The following is a 13,642-nucleotide window of genomic DNA, read 5'->3' on the forward strand; positions in this document are numbered from 1 at the left end:
ATTAGCCTCCTAAAATCTGTTCCTGAGGCAAGCCTTCACGACAATACTCGGCAATCATGGTCAGGCGGCGTTTGGCATTTTTATGAATCGGATTGCTTGCATCCCATGCATAACCTGCCAGTAAAGAAGCCACCATTTCACGCAGTTTAATATGCTGATTCTGGCTAAACACCACTTCTTGAAATTCACCGCTATACCATGACTCGACATAAGCACGGAACACCTGAATCCCTTGGCGCAACGGCTTTTCATACTCAGCTAGCCAGTCAACCGCTTGACCTTGCAGAACTCGTTCAACCAGTGGCACAGCCAAACTGGATGACTTCAACGCAATGGTCACGCCCGATGAAAACACAGGATCTAAAAACTCGCCTGCATTGCCGAGCAAGGCATAATTCTTCTGTGCCAAATGTTTGACATTGGCAGAGTAACCCACCAGTGTCCGTACAGGGGTATCAAACTGGGCACGTCGCAGCAGATGAGACAGCGCAGGGTCATCCTGTAAAATCGTTTTAAATAAAGATTCTAAAGCTTCAGGCGTATCTGTGTCTGTATAACCATAATGATCAAAGAAGCTCTGCTCTGCCACCACGCCAAATGAAGAGCGACCATCGGCAAATGGAATCAGCCAGTACCATGCACGGTGATCTTTCTCATGCACGGTAATCAGGATTTTTTCCCGATCAAATTCGGGATCATCCAAAATACCATCTTCAATATGGGTAAACACGGCACGGCGTACAGGAAAATCGGACGGGCTTTCCAAGTCCAAGAATTTTGGCAAGATGCGCCCAAAACCACTGGCATCCAGTAAAAACTTGCCCTGAATCTGATAGACATTTTCGGCTTCATCGCGCACGGTGAGTACAGGCTGCTCGGCATCGACATCCACCTCGATCACTTCATGCCCATAGCGAATGTCTGTGCCATCGGCTTGTGCCTGATTTGCCAGAAGCTGATCAAATGGCGCACGGCGTACCTGCCACGTTGTACCGGGCCCTGCGCTAAACTTCTCACGAAAATCATAAAAACTGCGCTGCTGACCACGCAAAAAACTCGCGCCATTTTTATATTGAAAAGCAAATTCATCGACATGCTCACGCACCGTGTCGAGCAATCCTGCTTCTTCTAAAAACACCATACATTGTGGCAATAACGATTCACCAATCGAGAAACGTGGAAAATGCTGACGTTCCAAAATGACTATCTGATAGCCTTTTTTACGCAGCAAAGCGGCGGCTGAACTACCTGATGGACCTGCCCCAATAATCAAAACATCGGTGTGTTGTTGCTGTAATTCGGTCATTTTGAATCTGACTCCGTTTGTATTTTTAATGTGCTGATCACCTGATGATGCGGATCAGCCATGGTAAATAAAGTGGCATAAATAAAAGAGAAAATCACGCCCAGCAGCACGGTTAAACCAAAACAGTGGATGGCATAGGTGTGGCTAAACGACAATAAACCAAAACCGAGCAAAGTCGACAACATACACAAGAACAATGCCATGCTGACCACTTTGGGATGGTCATGCCCGTGCCGATAGAAAATCGCATAGTCGACTCCAATCCCGATAATCAGGAAAGTGCCCATAATGCTAAACACATTAATTTCCACACCGAGCCATGCCTGAATCGCAAAGGTTGTGAGGAGTGCCATACTAACAGGGAGCACCAAGGGCAACACTGAACGCAAGCCATAAATCGCCCCCAAACCCACAGCCAAACCAATCAGCGCCACAAGCAATAACCACTGTGCCTGCACCCGATAATCACGGAACATATTGGACAATGTGGTGATCGGTTGCTGTAACTGCACATCCGCCGTTTGTAGCTGCTTTAACGCGTTGACATCATGAATGCCTTGCAACAACACCAAACGTTGTTTGGCATTTGGCTGCAAGAAATACAGGGGATGCTGACGAAAATCATGAATGGTGAGCAGCGGCTGCTGTGGCAATTGTTTTTGCCATGTCAACACTTCTGCAACAGGTAAATCCAGTGCTTTGGCATAGGCAGTCAGGGCGGAAGCAGGAATCTGCATCAGCAATTGTTTATTTTGCTGCTGCTCAGTTTGCGAAGGGAGCCATTGACCGAGCGCCTGAAAACCTTGCAATTTTCCCTGAGTCTGTAACTGTTGCAGTTGTTGAATCAGCTGCTGTTCTCGTTGTTCCAACTGCGTCGCGGACTGTGCATGAATCACAAAATAATCGCTTGCCTGCTGCTGTGAAAAACGCTGGCGAATGTACTGGTCTTCCTGCTTGAGCTGCGCATTCATACTTTGCAGATTACGAATATCATCATTACTTTGCAGACGAAGAACACTCAAGCCAGCCACCAGCAAAATAGCCACAATGCTGATATAACGTAAGCGGGTCTTTGCCTGAAAATATTCACGCGCCAGACCAATCCAGTGCAAACGTCGAATCGCAGGTTCAGCATTCAGTGGTGGCAAGCGCGGTAACAGCAAAATACTGGTGATCCATGCCGAAATCAGACCAACCATCGAAAACAGCGCAATCTGACGAAACCCCGGAAATGGTGTGAAACTCAATACCAGATAGGCTGCCACGGTAGTCATCAAGCCCATAAACAGACTTGGTAACAATGGCGTGAGAATCTGAAAACCTTTGAGCTGACGGTGCTGTGACTGCAAAGCCATAAAGTAAAACGAGAAATCGACACATACCCCGATCAGACTGGCACCAAACACCAGCGTAATCAGGTGAATTTCTCCAAACCATGTATGCGTGACCGCAAGTGCCACCAAACTGCCACTACTCACCGCAATAAATTCGGTTAGCATCGGACGTAATGAACGGAAACCAAACCACACCAAGAAAATCAGTCCAAGACTTGAACCTAAACCAATGGTGGAAATTTCTTGTTGTGCCGAATGCGTACCGAAACTGGCAAAAATCAATGTTCCCGTCCAGTGACTGACCACCTGATCTGCTTGTAGCTGCGGTTTAACCTGTTCAATCCACTTCGAGACTTTTTCCTGATAATCAATGTTATACGGACTGTCTTTTAGTTCAAGAACCAACAGGCGCGAAACCTTGTCGTTATCGTGCAAGGTGGCAAAGCCCTGCTCTAGCTGAATATTTTGAGTATTGTGCTGCACCAGTCCCATCGCATAACGTGGAAATAACAACAATGGATCATGCTGCAACAACTGTGCAGTGACAGGCATTCCCGGACTCATCAGTTGCAGCAAACTTTGATCGGACAAAGCCGCATAATCTTTTTGCTGGAGCAACTGCCGATCTTGTGGCGTCAACAGTCCTGCCCGATGCTGAAACAGCACCTTGCCAAACTGCTCACTGTCAAACTGTGGACGTAATGGCTGAATCAGACCGCTCTTGGTCACTTGCTGCTGCAAGTGCTGTGTCGCCTGATCCAGTGCCTGACTATTTTTGGCATCCAGTACCACAAACAGCTTGTTGTTGAGCTGCTGATTCATATACTGCTGCGTGTCTGCCAAACCTTCCTGCTGACTAAACTTCGGCAACAACGCAAAAATATTGGTCTGAATATGAATGTCTTTTTTCAGCCACAACCAGCCCATGCTGACTGCACAGCACAGTAAAATGACCAGCCAAATGGCAGAGGCTTTATTTTGCCAATTGGAATAACGCATGTTCTTGGGCTGTTAGGTTTTGAGGTTGACTGGTTTGCTGACTAAAGCGAATTTGAGTGATGTTGCGGTCTTTTTCCTGAATCACGATCTGATTCACATAGCGTCCACCTTGCACATTGACCTGATTAAACAGTTTTTTGAATAGACTGCTTTTCGGGGTTAATGTTACTGCCCAAGCCTGATTGTTATGTGTGGCACTGACAATATTAAAATTGCTGGCTAAGGCTTTTTCATCGCCTGCCATCAACTGTAAAAACAGGGTTGCCACCGAACCATACGGCGACTGTTGCACATTAATCTGGCTCATGGTGCGCTGGGTTTTCTGCACCAGCTTTTGCGGAGTTACCACCAGATCCGCCTTGACTGGACTTTGCATCTGCCAGAGGACACCCTGCTGTTTGCTAAATACCACATTGCCTTTTGAGACATAAGTTTTATTCAGCGAAGTCAGTTTCTTCTGCTGTTCAAACTGCGCATGTACCACAGGCGTTGCAGACACTTGCTGAAAAATGTCACGGACTTCATTGATCGGTGCAGCAATAACAGTTTGACTGCTAGCAGCCGCGAATACGCCAGCACAGAACATCGCACGGGTGTTGAGTTTCATTTTGTTGCTCCTGTCGGCTGAAAGCCTGACCATGCTTCTAAGCGATCAAACAACACTTGTGGAGATTGCAGACACAGTTCGCGGGTTTTGGCATTGACCGCCACCTGTGTGGTGTAACCTTTGGTCAGACGCTTGCCTGTCTCGGCATCAAACACCAGATAATCAATTTTCAGGCGATTTTCCCATTCTTTTAAAATGGCGCGTACCCGAATTTTCTGTTGAAACTGGATACCATAGACATAGCGCACATGACTTTCAATCACGGGCCACAAATAACCTGATTCCTGCATTTGCAGATAGTTATAGCCGAACTGATCCAGCAAGTGACAACGGGCAATTTCAAAATATTTTAAATAATGTCCATGCCACACCACATTCATACTGTCCACATCATGAAACGGGACATCAAGGGTCACCTCAGCGTACATCTGCATTCTCCACTTGGTTGAACCATGCACTATTCAACAACTGTAACTGCTCGAAACGATCAACAATCTGTTGCAAATCGTATTGTAATGGTCGGTCTTCTTTAACCAGAGTAAAGCTCTGCAATGTCCATGCAACAAACTGCTGCAATACAGGACTGAGTTGCTCGGTCAGCCCACGCAAATGAATCGCCTGCACACTGGCACAGCACAGCGCCGCCACAACCTGTTCCGTCAGCACCAGCACACGGGTTGCATCACGTGCGGCAATGGTGCCCATGCTGACCTTGTCTTGGTTATGACATTCGGTTGAGCGTGAGAAAATGGACGCAGGCAAGGTTTGCTTCAAGGCTTCGGCTGTCCAAGCAGACACCCCGATTTGTACCGCTTTAAAACCATGATTTAGCGGCAAACGCTCAGCTTCTGCACCTGTCAAATTACGGGGTAAACCATGATTCATTTTATGATCGACCAACTGCGCCATCTGACGATCCAGCAAATCGGCAATATTGGCGACCATCAGTTTCAGGCTGTCCATGGCTTGAGCAATGTGTCCACCATAGAAATGTCCGCCATGCAACACGCGTAAATTCACAGGATCAATCAGCGGATTGTCATTACTCGAATTCAACTCATTTTCAATAAACTGACGTAGCCAGACTTTGGAATCTTCAAATACCCCAATCACATGCGGCGCACAGCGTAGTGAATAACGGTCTTGTAAACGTGGGCTTTGGCGCTCGGTTTGTACTTCTGAATTCAGTACCTGACGTAAAATGCAGGCAATTTTCTGTTGCCCAACATGCGGTTTTTGCGCAAACAGCACTTCATCAAAATGGCTCGGATTACCTTCCAGTGCCAAGACATTCAGCGCAGTAATCAGGGTTGCCGCATACGCCGTTTGCTCGGCTTTTTTATAGTTCAAACAGGCAATTGCCGTCATGACTGCTGTGCCATTCATCAATGCCAGACCTTCTTTCGGACGTAGGCAAAGCGGCTCCATCTGATAATGCTGATAGACCTGCTGCATCGTGACAATCTGCCCTTGCCAGTACACATCGCGCTCACCGACCAGTGCCCCTGCGATATATGACAACGGGGTTAAATCGCCACTTGCACCGACTGAACCTTCCGACGGAATTACAGGCACAATATTTTCATTCAGCATCCACACCAAACGCTCTAACAGCGCCAGTGACACACCCGAATAACCCCGCGCCAAAGAACATAAACGAACCAACAACACCGCACGTGCCGTCACCAAATCAAGATTCTCACCCATCCCACAGCCATGAAAACGCGAAAGCTGGAGGGGTAACTCATTCACCTGATGTTTTGGAATTTCGACCAGACAGGAATCACCATAACCAGTGGTCACGCCATAAATTACGCCATCTTCATCAAGCAGTTGATCGAGAAAATCAACTCCGCGTTGAATCAATTCACGCCATGTTTCTGAGCTTGGCAATGCCACAGGCATTTTTTGCTGTGCGACTTGCAGCACCTGTTCGATGCTTAAAGGCTGTTCTCCAACAATAAGCGTTGTCATTTTTTAATATTCCAAAACTGATAAAAATTAAACCACTGATACGGCGCACGTAAGCAATGCTGCTCCAGCAAATCGACATACTTGCGTGTTACAACCGCCATCTCAGGTAAACGCGCTTTGCGGGGTAAATCCACACGCTCGGCAATCGGATGAAAATGCACTTCAAAATTATGCTGTACGCGATAGCAAAAACTGGCAATCACAGGCACTTTCAGCAAACTGGCTAAAATCCATGCACCTTGCGACCACGGGGCATCTTGCCCTAAAAAACTCAAAATCTGTATACGCTGCGAATGCACAGGCACGCGGTCAGCAGCAATCATCACCCACTCACCTGCATCTAATCTGTCCTGCAAAATTATGGTGGTTTCCATACCTAGTTCATCTACTGAAATCAGTGAGACATTGGATTTGGAACTAATTTTTCGCAGAAAGGCATTAAACTTGTCGGCATGCTTCTGATAGACCAAGACATTGATTTTCTGCTGATGTTCGGACTTGAGCGCACGTAACAATTCGATATTGCCAAAGTGCGACACCAAAATAATCAAACCCTGTCCATAGTGACGGCGCAAATGCTCATGCCCATGAATTTGTAAGCGCTGCTCAGAAATTTCCCCGAGCCAACCCTGCATTTTGTCAACGATCGCTTCTGCAAAGGCAATCAAATGCCGATAGCTATGCTGCCATGTCGGCATCTGCTGAAATGGGGATTGCGCCCCCGCAAAACGATGCAGTCTTTGCAAATAGTCCAGTGAAGCCTGACGCGCACTCGGTGACAACAGCCAGTACCACATTACCACCACATACAGCAGTACCTGAATCAGCCAGCGCCCAAACAGGCGATATAACCAAAGCACCAACAGTAAAGGCAGCACACCACCTTTTTCCTTGATTTCATTCCATGCAGGTGGACGTGGGTCAGACATCAATCACGACCTTTCAGGCGCTGTGGCAGTAGGCGTGGTAAGCGGCACAACATGCCTGCAAACAGGCGGGTATGCATTTTGGTCAGTCCCCAATTGTCTTCCCACAAACGGAAATGGGAAATGCCCTGTTCAGGATAAATCACAGGCGTTGCGATATTTTCAAAATGTACTCCTGCCCAGCTTAGACGCACCAAAATTTCACTGTCAAAGCCCATACGTGCAGGCAACTCGACCCGGTCCATAATCGCCAGTGTAGCTGCCAACGGATACACGCGAAAACCGCACATGCTGTCATGAATTTCCAGTGACAAGCTGTTGATCCACACCCAAATGTGGGTGGCATAACGTCCATACAGACGTTTTTTCGGAACGCTGTCATCAAAGATCGGCTGACCAATGACCATTGACTCGGGATGTTGCTCCGACACAGCCAGAAACTTGGCAACATCCTGCCAGTGGTGTTGACCATCGGCATCAAGTTGCAAGGCATGGCTACAGCCTAGTTCAGCCGCTCGGCGTAAACCTGTCATGACCGCCTGACCTTTCCCCATATTTTGCGCATGCTCCACCAAGACCACATCGGCATATTGGGCAGCCAAATCATGTAGAATTTGGGTGGTTTCAGCATCGCTGCCATCATTAACCAATACAATCGGCAAGGCAAACTGGCTCAAATACGCCACCAAATCCGCAATATAATGTGGATGGTTATACACAGGAATCATCAAGGCAGCACGATAGCTCATGATGTGGCATTCTCCTCAACTGCAAACAGTAACCGCCCTGAAGCAATATTTTTGTCTGCATGCTTTAATTCAAAACTGACTTTATGCTGCTTACGGCTCAGACTGAGCTGCAACACATGATAAGGGCGAATCAGGTCTTGAAACTTCAATTGCTCAAAGCCCTGACACCACAGCAAGTCTGCCCAAAGTTCGCGTGCAAAATGTTGTAAAAATGCAATCTGCCCAACCCCAGGGTAAATCGGGAAATTGGGGAAATGCCCCTTAAAACAATTCAATTCAGGGGGAAATTCCAATTGAAAAATATGCTGCTCATCCTGCTGTTGCCGTGACAAAACCACAGGCTGATTGGCATCTTGAAACAGTTTAATCAGGTCAGTTTTATTTAATTTCGACTGACTGTTCATCGGTAACTGACTCAGAAAACGCCACTGGCGAGGAATGGCAATTCGCTCTAATAACGGCTGCAACTGTTGTTTAAGCTGAGTAACAAACTGGTGCTTCGTTTGCTGTTGCAACATATCTCGGGCAGCATCATTCAACACGGCTACACAAACCAAAAGCTGGCGCTGCTCACGCTCAATCAGCAACACATGACACTGACTGATTGCATCGAGCTGTAAAATCTTACTTTCAATTTCATCGAGACTCAGGCGCTTTTCTTCAAGCTTAACAATACGATCCATACGTCCCAATAAATGAAAGGCACTCTGTAGATTGTTCGGTTCAAGCAATTCAGCACGATCCCCTGTTGCAACCCAATCGGCATCGCAAGCATGCGGGCTACGCATCCACAGCTGTTGCTGCTCGTCACTACGAATTTCGACATCAGCAAAAGGTTGCCAGAGTGCATGATCTGCCGCACGGTGAGCAATTCCACCTGTTTCCGAACTGCCAAAGATTTCAGTAATCGGTACATTCACCCCAGCACGCACACCATCTTCAAGTTTGCCACCTGATGAATACAGTGCAGCACAATGCTCAAGCAGCACATCACTCGGCCAACGCTTTAACAATGCAGGACTTGAAATCACATAATTGGGTAACTGAATTTCAGCAAAACGCTGTTGCAATTGCACAACATATTCAGGGTAAATCAACTGCTCACGATAGAAACTGCGCCCAGTAGCAAGCGGTAACAAGACCTTAAACAACAAACCATAAATATGCTGATGACTGACCGTAGCAATCGCAACCGCAGTTTGAGGTAGCTCAAAACTTTGCGCCAAACCCTGAACTTCACAGAGCAGTTGCTGCAAGGAACGTAAGATCTGTTTAGGTGCGCCTGTAGAACCTGAGGTAAAAAAGACAATTTCACTCTCTTTCAGCAATTGGTCAGACAAAGGCTGAATTGGCTCAAGCGTTAAAACGCGTTGGCGCTGAATAAAACCAATGCCCTGCTCAGCCAATTGCTGCTGTAACTGCTGTACCTGATTGGGTGGCAGAATTAAACGTTTATGGGCGAGCAACACCGCAAAAAACAGCACCAGAAACTCGTAGCTGTCCTGTTGCCATAAGGCAAAACTCGATTCAGGCAATTGTTGAATTACCTGTGACTGACTGGCAACATCCTGCCAAAATTCAGCAAAACTCAAACTGTTGAGCTGAGCATCGAAACACAGCGACGTATCTGCGGTTAAATAATCGTTAAAATGGCACAGTTTCATGGTTGATGTCGTCGTTGTTGACGCTTACGCAAAATAAACTCGACGGTAAGCAAAATGCCCATAAGCAAATAAGAAATTAAACCGTTATACAGCACCCAAACCTGCATTGGGGCAAAATATACCGTCCAAAGTGCAATCAAGGCATTGATCACAAAAAAACCACACCACACTTGGGTGACTTTACGCGTCCAGCGCACACCCGACTCAGGCAGATCAGGCTCAAAAACACGAGCAAAACGCTCAATCATAGATGGCGGTCGCCAAAGTGTCAGTGCAAAAATCACGAGGGCTGCCAAACTCATCGCCACAGGATAGAGCTTGAGCCATGCCTGATTGCGTAGCAATAAACTTAAACCGCCACACAGCATCGCCAAATAAGTCAAAGGCAATAACGGACTTTGTCGGGCGCTAAAATAACGAATGATCCCCACCACAAGCAGCAACAGGCTGATCTCCCACAGTTTCCCATGAGATAAACTCCAGCCCACCAAAAACGGATACACCACCAACACGATGGCTGTTGCCAGTTTTACGAGTTTTGACATTCTTTCGACATGTTTTGAATGACCAACACCACATCTTCAATGGTGCGTACATTTTTAAAGTCTTCAGGTTTAACCTGCTTGCCTGTCAGTTGCTTGATTTTCACAATCAAATCGACGGCATCAATACTGTCGACATCAAGATCTGAATACAGATTCGAGTTCATTTGAATTTTTTCAGGCTCAATCTCAAACAGATCTTCCATCCACTCACGTAGCTGAGCCAAAATATGCTCTTGAGTTAACATCCTTCCCCCTTAACTGGCCTGACTTTCAACCAACTTCACTAAACTTTGAATTGAACTGAAATGCTGTTTGGTATCATCTGACTCAGCATTTAAATGGATGTTATAGCGTTTTTTCAGCGCCAAACCTAACTCTAAGGCATCAATCGAATCTAGCCCTAAACCTTCATTAAACAAAGGGGCTTCATCATCAATATCGTCAATCGAAATATCTTCGAGTGCCAAAACATCGATAATCATCTGTTTTAGCTCGTCAGCAAGATTACTCATGTGTAGATAACTCTTGGTTAAATATTTGATATAAATACTGATTCAAGGCACGCACATTTTTAGGCGAAACCGTTGTATCTGCTAAAATGTCCTCAATCCGAATCGGATCAAGTACCTGTATCTGAATATGAAAAGGTTCACTCGGAATGTGATACCACTTTTCATTTTTAGTGAGTGTCGAGGGACTACAGCGAATCAGCACAGGGCGAATCGGCACTTGGGCACGTAAGGCAATATTGGCTGCACCGCGTTGAAATTCGTTGAGCATCTGATCTTTTTCAGTCCGTGTCCCTTCAGGGAAAATCACCAATGATGCTGCATCGGGTTCCTGCAAACGCTGCACACAATCCTGAATAAACTGTTTTGAGCCTGCATTTAAAATATAGGCAGCATTTTGCACAGGGCCTCGGGTAAATGGATTCTGCCAAAGTGCCTGTTTCACCACGCAATTGGCTTTGGGCATCAGACCGATCAACAACATGACATCAATCAGCGTTGGATGATTGGCAATCACCAGTTCCTGCTGACTGTTTTGTAATTTATCTAAGCCTTCTACACTGTAAGTCATTACCCCAAGTTTGGTCATGCTTTCAATAAATCCATGAAATCCATGCCGAATCACTTGTTGAGTCAGTTCAACCCGCCGCTTGGGATCAGAGGTATACAATTTTACAGCAGGGGCAATTACGGTTCCAATGGCAACACCACCTACGCCAAAACTGGCAAAACCCAAGCCTGTAGCCGCCATGCGCCACATATAATTTAAACGTTGTTTAGCTTTGCCTTTTAACATCGTTGCCACTTCCCTGAGGCTGATTGAGGCTGATTGGATTGCCAAAACTGTAAAAACTCCAAAGCATCCTGCTCAGGGGTTTGTTTACCTAACCCCGACTGCATGACTGGATTCAATCGAAGATTAGGTTCTGTCAAGGTCACTATAGCAGCGATTGAAAATGCTTCAAAATGCGTGACCCCTTCATAGACTTCTGGCAACGGCGCATCGTAATACACCACCAAAACACGCTGTGCGATTGGATGAGTTTTCAAAAATGCGTAAGCTTCCACAACTGCTTCAGACCACGAACAACTCAAACTGGTCGAAGGCGTGGCATCCTGATATAAAATAGAATATAAACCCGCAATCGCATTATGCACAGAGGTTGAAAACTGAGTCGGCGATGGTGTCTGTTCTTGTAAAATGTCCTGCAAAATATTCAGTGTTTTTTGTTCATCCCCAAAATGCGATGCCCAGACCATATAGTCAACTTGCTGACCCTCTAAAGCCTGTATTGCACTATTGAATGCCAGTTTTGCCAAGGCAGATAAACGGCGACGCTGCATGGCAGGAATCGCTTGTAACGCCTGTAAATCGGCATCCTGAACTGTACTATAGAGTTGTTGTACTTGTAATTCTAAGTTCACACTCTACCTCGAACTGAACAAAAAATGGAATCTATTATAAATAAACAAGGGCGCTAAAATAGCAAAAAAACATTTAAAAAAAAATGAAAACAATAAGTTTCTATAAAAGATACGCTAAAAGTATAAAGACTCTATATCTTCTCAATATTTACACACCATAAAAAAAGCCATCCGAAGATGGCTTGATGTCGATTAGCGTTTAAATTTCTTTTCCGCTTTCTTAAATTTCTGAATATAACGACGACGACGTGCAGCAACACGCTCATCCACCTGAGTTTTACGCCCTTCAAACGGATTTTCCGAGGTTTTAAAGTCAATACGAACAGGCGTTCCTTCAAGTTTATAGACTTTACGGAATACATTTTCCAAGTAACGACGATAATCCGCAGGCGTTTTATCCACTTTGTTACCGTGAATCACGATGGTCGGTGGATTTTGTCCGCCCATATGCGCATAACGCATTTTAATACGACGACCGCTGATCATTGGGGGTTGATGCGCTTCTGTCGCATCATTCAAGATCTGAGTCAATTTCGCAGGAGAAACTTTCAGATTTGCCGATTCATAAGCACGGTGAATCGATGGATACAACTCACCCACACCTGTGCCATGCAATGCTGAAATTAGGTGAATACGCGCCCAAGGAATAAAGTCAAAACGACGTTCAACATCGAGTTTACATTGCTTGCGGTCATACTCGGTCATGTTGTCCCATTTGTTAATGGCGATCACCATGGCACGACCTGCTTCAAGTGCATAGCCGATGAGGTGCAAGTCCTGCTCAACCACGCCTTCACGTGCATCGAGAACCACAACCACAACATGCGCATCTTTCATCGCTTGTAAAGTTTTCACGACTGAGAATTTCTCAATCATTTCATCGACTTTACCTTTACGACGCACACCTGCTGTATCAATCAAGGTGTACTGACGACCATCACGTTCAAATGGAATATAAACCGAATCTCGAGTTGTGCCTGGTTGGTCAAATGCCACCACACGGTCTTCACCCAATAAACGGTTGACCAAAGTCGATTTACCCACATTCGGACGACCAATAATCGCCAAACGTAGACCTGTCGCCTTGTCATGTTCCTCAGGATTTTCATCTTCAGGAACATCTTCCAACACATCTTCAAGCATTTGCGCTACGCCACGACCGTGACTTGCAGCTACATGCAGTGGCTCACCAAAACCAAGTTTAAAGAACTCAGCAACAGCCGCTTCAGCGTGTACACCATCCACTTTGTTGGCAACCAAGTGGACTTTTTTACCTAAAGTACGTAGTTCACGAGCAATTTGCTCATCAGATGCCAATAATCCCGCACGCGCATCCACCACGAAGATAATCATGTCAGCTTCGTGAATGGCTGTTTTGGACTGTTCTGCCATATAGGCATCAATGCCCTGTTCACTCTCGCCGATACCCCCAGTATCAACCACAATGAACGATTTGTTTTGGAAAACTGCATCACCATATTTGCGGTCACGAGTCAGACCAGCAAAGTCGGCAACCAGTGCGTCACGACTTTTGGTTATCTGGTTAAATAACGTTGATTTTCCGACATTCGGACGCCCAATCAGCGCAATAACGGGTTTCATAA

Annotated in this window: 14 protein-coding genes; all 14 read right to left on the reverse strand. The window is 46.1% G+C overall.

Translation table 11 applies throughout. The features are described 5' to 3' along the window. Position 1: 1 nt before the first annotated feature. Positions 2–1,306 (reverse strand): NAD(P)/FAD-dependent oxidoreductase, encoded by a 1,305-nt coding sequence (locus tag LVY74_RS08685; RefSeq protein ID WP_237814755.1) that lies wholly within the window; start codon positions 1,304–1,306, stop codon positions 2–4. Beyond that, complete coding sequence (locus LVY74_RS08690; RefSeq protein WP_237814756.1) at positions 1,303–3,639, reverse strand: MMPL family transporter; 2,337 nt, start codon at positions 3,637–3,639, stop codon at positions 1,303–1,305. The genes LVY74_RS08685 and LVY74_RS08690 overlap by 4 nt, the downstream gene beginning before the upstream one ends. Continuing rightward, positions 3,614–4,246: a LolA family protein gene (locus LVY74_RS08695; protein WP_442862785.1), complete on the reverse strand. Its 633-nt coding sequence runs from the start codon at positions 4,244–4,246 to the stop codon at positions 3,614–3,616. Before LVY74_RS08695 ends, LVY74_RS08690 begins: the two co-directional genes overlap by 26 nt. Then, positions 4,243–4,674, reverse strand: coding sequence for an acyl-CoA thioesterase (locus LVY74_RS08700; RefSeq protein WP_004902211.1), 432 nt, complete (start codon positions 4,672–4,674; stop codon positions 4,243–4,245). Before LVY74_RS08700 ends, LVY74_RS08695 begins: the two co-directional genes overlap by 4 nt. Beyond that, entirely contained in the window at positions 4,664–6,220 is a 1,557-nt protein-coding gene (locus LVY74_RS08705) for an HAL/PAL/TAL family ammonia-lyase (RefSeq protein WP_237814757.1), read from the reverse strand. Before LVY74_RS08705 ends, LVY74_RS08700 begins: the two co-directional genes overlap by 11 nt. Next, positions 6,217–7,149, reverse strand: a complete 933-nt coding sequence (locus LVY74_RS08710; protein WP_237814758.1) for an LpxL/LpxP family acyltransferase — start codon at positions 7,147–7,149, stop codon at positions 6,217–6,219. Before LVY74_RS08710 ends, LVY74_RS08705 begins: the two co-directional genes overlap by 4 nt. Continuing rightward, on the reverse strand, positions 7,149–7,895 hold the full coding sequence (locus LVY74_RS08715; protein ID WP_237814759.1) for a glycosyltransferase family 2 protein: 747 nt from the start codon (positions 7,893–7,895) through the stop codon (positions 7,149–7,151). Before LVY74_RS08715 ends, LVY74_RS08710 begins: the two co-directional genes overlap by 1 nt. Further along, complete coding sequence (locus LVY74_RS08720; RefSeq protein WP_237814760.1) at positions 7,892–9,559, reverse strand: AMP-binding protein; 1,668 nt, start codon at positions 9,557–9,559, stop codon at positions 7,892–7,894. The genes LVY74_RS08715 and LVY74_RS08720 overlap by 4 nt, the downstream gene beginning before the upstream one ends. Then, entirely contained in the window at positions 9,556–10,104 is a 549-nt protein-coding gene (locus LVY74_RS08725) for a Clp protease (protein ID WP_237814761.1), read from the reverse strand. Before LVY74_RS08725 ends, LVY74_RS08720 begins: the two co-directional genes overlap by 4 nt. Further along, entirely contained in the window at positions 10,089–10,349 is a 261-nt protein-coding gene (locus LVY74_RS08730; RefSeq protein ID WP_111895127.1) for an acyl carrier protein, read from the reverse strand. The genes LVY74_RS08725 and LVY74_RS08730 overlap by 16 nt, the downstream gene beginning before the upstream one ends. A gap of 9 nt (positions 10,350–10,358) precedes the next feature. Next, positions 10,359–10,616 carry a phosphopantetheine-binding protein gene (locus LVY74_RS08735; protein WP_111895126.1) on the reverse strand — a complete coding sequence of 86 codons (258 nt, stop codon included), beginning with the start codon at positions 10,614–10,616 and terminating at the stop codon, positions 10,359–10,361. Next, a complete protein-coding gene (locus LVY74_RS08740) occupies positions 10,609–11,409 on the reverse strand; it encodes a lysophospholipid acyltransferase family protein (RefSeq protein WP_237814762.1) in 801 nt (266 codons plus the stop codon). The genes LVY74_RS08735 and LVY74_RS08740 overlap by 8 nt, the downstream gene beginning before the upstream one ends. Beyond that, positions 11,403–12,038, reverse strand: a complete 636-nt coding sequence (locus LVY74_RS08745; protein WP_237814763.1) for a beta-ketoacyl synthase chain length factor — start codon at positions 12,036–12,038, stop codon at positions 11,403–11,405. The genes LVY74_RS08740 and LVY74_RS08745 overlap by 7 nt, the downstream gene beginning before the upstream one ends. A 192-nt stretch (positions 12,039–12,230) precedes the next feature. Continuing rightward, positions 12,231–13,640 carry a ribosome biogenesis GTPase Der gene (gene der, locus LVY74_RS08750; RefSeq protein WP_151708561.1) on the reverse strand — a complete coding sequence of 470 codons (1,410 nt, stop codon included), beginning with the start codon at positions 13,638–13,640 and terminating at the stop codon, positions 12,231–12,233. Positions 13,641–13,642: the final 2 nt, after the last annotated feature.

Source organism: Acinetobacter sp. ME22 (genome assembly GCF_022012315.1).
GTDB lineage: Bacteria > Pseudomonadota > Gammaproteobacteria > Pseudomonadales > Moraxellaceae > Acinetobacter > Acinetobacter brisouii_A.

Excerpts from the sequence above, each read along its gene's own strand:
- LVY74_RS08695 (WP_442862785.1), bottom strand. The coding sequence starts at position 4,246 with ATGAAACTCAACACCCGTGCGATGTTCTGTGCTGGCGTATTCGCGGCT.
- LVY74_RS08705 (WP_237814757.1), bottom strand. The coding sequence starts at position 6,220 with ATGACAACGCTTATTGTTGGAGAACAGCCTTTAAGCATCGAACAGGTG.
- LVY74_RS08685 (WP_237814755.1), bottom strand. The coding sequence starts at position 1,306 with ATGACCGAATTACAGCAACAACACACCGATGTTTTGATTATTGGGGCA.
- LVY74_RS08715 (WP_237814759.1), bottom strand. The coding sequence starts at position 7,895 with ATGAGCTATCGTGCTGCCTTGATGATTCCTGTGTATAACCATCCACAT.
- LVY74_RS08725 (WP_237814761.1), bottom strand. The coding sequence starts at position 10,104 with ATGTCAAAACTCGTAAAACTGGCAACAGCCATCGTGTTGGTGGTGTAT.
- LVY74_RS08690 (WP_237814756.1), bottom strand. The coding sequence starts at position 3,639 with ATGCGTTATTCCAATTGGCAAAATAAAGCCTCTGCCATTTGGCTGGTC.
- LVY74_RS08710 (WP_237814758.1), bottom strand. The coding sequence starts at position 7,149 with ATGTCTGACCCACGTCCACCTGCATGGAATGAAATCAAGGAAAAAGGT.
- der (WP_151708561.1), bottom strand. The coding sequence starts at position 13,640 with ATGAAACCCGTTATTGCGCTGATTGGGCGTCCGAATGTCGGAAAATCA.
- LVY74_RS08735 (WP_111895126.1), bottom strand. The coding sequence starts at position 10,616 with ATGAGTAATCTTGCTGACGAGCTAAAACAGATGATTATCGATGTTTTG.
- LVY74_RS08700 (WP_004902211.1), bottom strand. The coding sequence starts at position 4,674 with ATGTACGCTGAGGTGACCCTTGATGTCCCGTTTCATGATGTGGACAGT.
- LVY74_RS08730 (WP_111895127.1), bottom strand. The coding sequence starts at position 10,349 with ATGTTAACTCAAGAGCATATTTTGGCTCAGCTACGTGAGTGGATGGAA.
- LVY74_RS08740 (WP_237814762.1), bottom strand. The coding sequence starts at position 11,409 with ATGTTAAAAGGCAAAGCTAAACAACGTTTAAATTATATGTGGCGCATG.
- LVY74_RS08720 (WP_237814760.1), bottom strand. The coding sequence starts at position 9,559 with ATGAAACTGTGCCATTTTAACGATTATTTAACCGCAGATACGTCGCTG.